At 45.4% G+C, this 3,845-nt stretch carries 3 protein-coding genes and 1 pseudogene; 1 reads left to right on the forward strand and 3 read right to left on the reverse strand.

Going from position 1 to position 3,845, the window contains the following annotated elements; all coding sequences use genetic code 11:
- Positions 1-364: 364 nt before the first annotated feature.
- Positions 365-869: pseudogene (locus H587_RS21430) on the forward strand (IS1634 family transposase); the annotation flags it as partial.
- Positions 870-985: 116 nt separating this feature from the next.
- Here H587_RS21430 and lnu(F) read toward each other — a convergent pair.
- The 3 genes from lnu(F) to H587_RS20330 all read right to left on the reverse strand — a co-directional run bounded on the left by lnu(F) (position 986) and on the right by H587_RS20330 (position 3,659).
- The gene (gene lnu(F), locus H587_RS0112450; protein ID WP_027176541.1) at positions 986-1,807 is read right to left on the reverse strand and encodes a lincosamide nucleotidyltransferase Lnu(F); all 822 of its coding nucleotides are present in this window, start codon (positions 1,805-1,807) and stop codon (positions 986-988) included.
- Positions 1,808-1,982: 175 nt separating this feature from the next.
- Entirely contained in the window at positions 1,983-2,744 is a 762-nt protein-coding gene (locus H587_RS20325; protein ID WP_084630718.1) for a hypothetical protein, read from the reverse strand.
- Positions 2,745-2,762: 18 nt separating this feature from the next.
- Positions 2,763-3,659, reverse strand: coding sequence for a ComEC/Rec2 family competence protein (locus H587_RS20330; RefSeq protein WP_084630721.1), 897 nt, complete (start codon positions 3,657-3,659; stop codon positions 2,763-2,765).
- Between the last annotated feature and the right edge of the window lie 186 nt (positions 3,660-3,845).

Here is a 3,845-nt window from a genome sequence, read left to right on the forward strand (position 1 = left end):
TCAAGGCCTTCCCAACGACGCTGCGTCGCCGCTTGGTGGACGTAGCCGCCAAAGTGGTGTCCCATGCTGGCAAAACCGTACTCAAGGTCACGGCAGCAACCATGGACTCATTGCGTTTCAAAGAACTATGGGAGCGTTGTCTGAGCGCTCCAAAATTCGTCTGGGCCTGATCAGGACATCCCGCTCCATACCCCGCGATGGGAGAGGTACGTCCAATTTCCTGAAAAACCCGTTTCCACAACTGAAATGGGCCTTTTTTTCCTGCCCGACAACCAAGCCGTTTTCAGTCGCACCATCTTTGGAGCCCAACTCCCCCCGTTCTTTGCCGAGGAGACTTCAACGAGGACCCTCCGCTCGATTTAGGTATGATCTTGATTGCAGGGCCTCGAACCAAAGACTCCAGCTGTATTTTCGTAAGAATCACTATAGGATAAACAAATACATCGCCAGGTTCGGAAAAAATATTATTGTGACGTCATATCACGATTTATCCACGGATGACATCGTTAGGGCCAGCCTTGATCGATATCAGGTGGAAAATGCCTTCAGGCAGACAAAAGCTGGTGAATTCGGAAACTTCCGCCCCATGTGGCACTGGACCGACTCGAAGATTCGCTGCCACATATTTTCATGCATAGTTGCCCTGACGTACCTCCGCTTGGCTACACTTTGGCTGAACCGTGCAGGAGTCGTATGCAGTCCCGACAATACCATGCAGTCCATGCGAAACCTGAATAGCTGCTTATGCTGGCACAGTGGCAAAAGAAAACCCGCCAGAATGCTTGAAGAACCAGATCCTGAGCAAACAGCTCCTCGCTGCCATTGGTTACAAAATACAAAATGAGGTCTTACAAAAAATCAAACAGTAATTTGTTGATATTGTTTTATTTTTGGCATTTTTTGAGTGATTAAGCCTGAAAGTCGAGTTAAATATTAAGCAGGTTAACGTCAAAATCAGCGGCGCGTTTTTATGCGTCCGCTGGATTTACTTGTTGTGCGGCGTCGCAGACTCATTGAGCAACCTTTTTGCCTGCGCAATTACAGTTCTCGGAAACTCGATATTCAGAGGTTCTGTCACGCTCTTGAACAATTCGAGACTCCACGTCCACGTTTGATGATAGGCTGCACATAGTGCTCTTGGTTCTGCACTGCTTGTGCATGCCAGATAGCGATTATACGAGTCCTCCGAGATATCCTTTTCGAGCGCGCGTGAAGGTGTCGGCCAGTGGTCTGTTGCCCCTTCGTGGAGTCGAACCAGCTTGAGTAGGTTTTCATGTGCTTTGCTGAGCAAAGCCCAGGCGCGAGCGTACTCTCCCCGATTTAAAAGATTGGCCCCAAAGAGCATCAGGCTGATGAGGTTCAACACAAGCCCTTCCACCAGCGGTGCGCCTTCACGTATCGGGGGATCGCCCACGAGAGCGCTTGCATACCTTGACAACTCTCCTGATCGGTCCAACAAAACAGCCGCCTCAAGCGAGGGAAACCACCCATAGCCTTGCCAAGTGGAAATGACCGGTATGTCCGATTTTCGCATGAAATGGAATTCACCGCGAATGCCGTTTTCAAAAAGTGCGGTGTGGTGGCCGAAGTCGTCCGGAAAGTAAGCAGCAACCGGACTTACGGCATTAAGCCACGAGCGCTGATCGAAATTTTCAAAATGGTCATCCTGGATGAACACTGCGAATTCGATATCAGAGAACTCGTCACCCTCTCCGATAGCAAATGAGCCGAACATCAATGCCGCGATTATTCGTGCATCCTCATGACAACCTTCCTTGAAGAGTTCTATCATTTTCAGTTGAAGCATAGAAATATCCTTTTATTGAAGCCACAGACCCCCTGTGTCAGGAAAGGTATACGCAGATTTTTGTTTTTTTCGTAAGCACAACGCCGCGCTCTGCGGCAAAATTGGAGCGCAGCGGAAATTTTGTCCGACAGCAGCGCTTTGTTAGATCCTTTTTTATCGGACTTGGGAACATTTTCTAAATTACAGTTATCTTCTCACATGCAGAATACAGTCGCTTTGCGTAAGCAAAACCCCTTAACTTCACCCAATTTTCCGTCACAAGAAAAATCCACACCCAAAGCATCGAAAGATGGATAGCTATAAGACCCAAGTAGGGAAATGAAATTTCCTGAATAACAAGCCTCGGTGACATACTCCCTAGAGTTGTTGCATCAGGGTAGATGACAACCAAGCTAACCAGTAGTGAAGATACAGTTATGAAAATGCCTAATGATTTAAATGCTCTAATGTTTCTAGCGAACCCATATGCAACATTTTCTTTGAAGATTAACGGGTATATAGTCGTATCCCGAGTATGCTCCCTGAGGTAGTTTGACGCAGACCTATATAGCTCATCGGCTCTTTCTGGGTTCGCTTGCTCATATTCGGGTGTCGTGGGGTCGAAGTTTGATATAAGTAACGCTAGCCGGTCCATGTAACGTGATTTAGTTACACTATCGATCGTATTGTCGGTGTGCCTTAACATAATGGTGGTGGGCGCGCCACCCCACTTTTTGAATAGCTTGTCCTGAAGAGCATTACCTTTTGCCGACATCTGATTGGCGGCAAAATTTATCACCCCGAAAGCTACAAGGAATGTTACCGTAGATCCTGTCCAAGTTCGTGAAGGCTCAAAGAGGACAAGCAAAGAGATAAATATTGGAAAAACTAGAAACAACGCCGGTTTCACCCTGGCGTTGAAGCTATATTCATCGAAGTATTTTGAAAATTCACTCATTTGTATGGCAGCCCATTCTTATAGAGTGTATTCAGTTTCAACAGTAAGACTACCAAAGTAATTGGGGTAGCTTGTGCATCCTTCATCATTAAGGAAGTCTTTTGAGTAATCGCTTTCCGATGAATAGAAATGGACCTTATTACCGACACACTCCATCGTTATATGACCCGCTCTATTCTGGGTAAGTATTTCATATCCGGTATAGTAATTGAGATGACGGGACGGGGCCTCGCCAATAACGATAACCTGAGGATCAAGCTTTTCAAGCCAAGAATTAGGTATTTTCCCTGAATTCCTGCCGTGGTGTGCAGCAAAAACGACAGTCGTCTTTTCCAGTTCAATTTCATCTACAATATCTTCCATGAATTGAGTTTCAAGATCACCAAGCCACATGAAGCTCGCCCCTCCGGAAAAGCTATATCTAATTACTGCAGATGTGTTGTTATAGCTTTCGCCAGCATCACAAGCCCTCAAAGCTTCTTTGAAGTGTTCATTTTCAGTATCCGGCCATAATATATTGATACCAGCACTTCCTCTTTCATCATCACCGATGTTCATCCACTTTCTTGAGCATCCCTTATAGATGTAAAAAGCCTTATCGCCATCTCTTAAATCACAGTACCTCTTGAAAGACTCCGTGTCCTTGTCTTTTATAGCCTTATTCTTTACGACATAGAAATTGTAGATAGGCATTGAATCGTCAAGCCAGTGAATGCCTCCAAAGTGATCTTCATCTGGATGGGTACATATAAATCGTGTGATGCGCTTGTCTCTACTCTCGTCTTTAAGCTCTTGGATTATTTCATCCCGGTTTTCATCGGAAAGATCACAGTCGATGATGGTAAAGTTATCGCTTCCATGTCGAATGTAGAACATATCGCCTGCACCGACAGCGTAGCTTTTTATGATTGGCATGAAGAACTCCTTAATATTGTTGCCCTATCCGATAGGGTGTTGAATGGTCGCATTGATCTAACAAATTATTATATGGTTTCCTGATAACTCCAACCTAATCTGAGCGATTCTCCTGCCTGACACAACATCAAAGCTGGCCTATCGCCTTGTTTTTGTTTACAATCACATCCAACAACAAATCATGAT

Origin of the sequence: Desulfovibrio aminophilus DSM 12254 (assembly GCF_000422565.1) — a bacterium.
In the GTDB taxonomy this organism is placed as follows: Bacteria; Desulfobacterota; Desulfovibrionia; order Desulfovibrionales; family Desulfovibrionaceae; genus Aminidesulfovibrio; species Aminidesulfovibrio aminophilus.

Coding starts and splice junctions, on each gene's coding strand:
- H587_RS20325 (WP_084630718.1), bottom strand. CDS start 2,744: ATGAGTGAATTTTCAAAATACTTCGATGAATATAGCTTCAACGCCAGG.
- H587_RS20330 (WP_084630721.1), bottom strand. CDS start 3,659: ATGCCAATCATAAAAAGCTACGCTGTCGGTGCAGGCGATATGTTCTAC.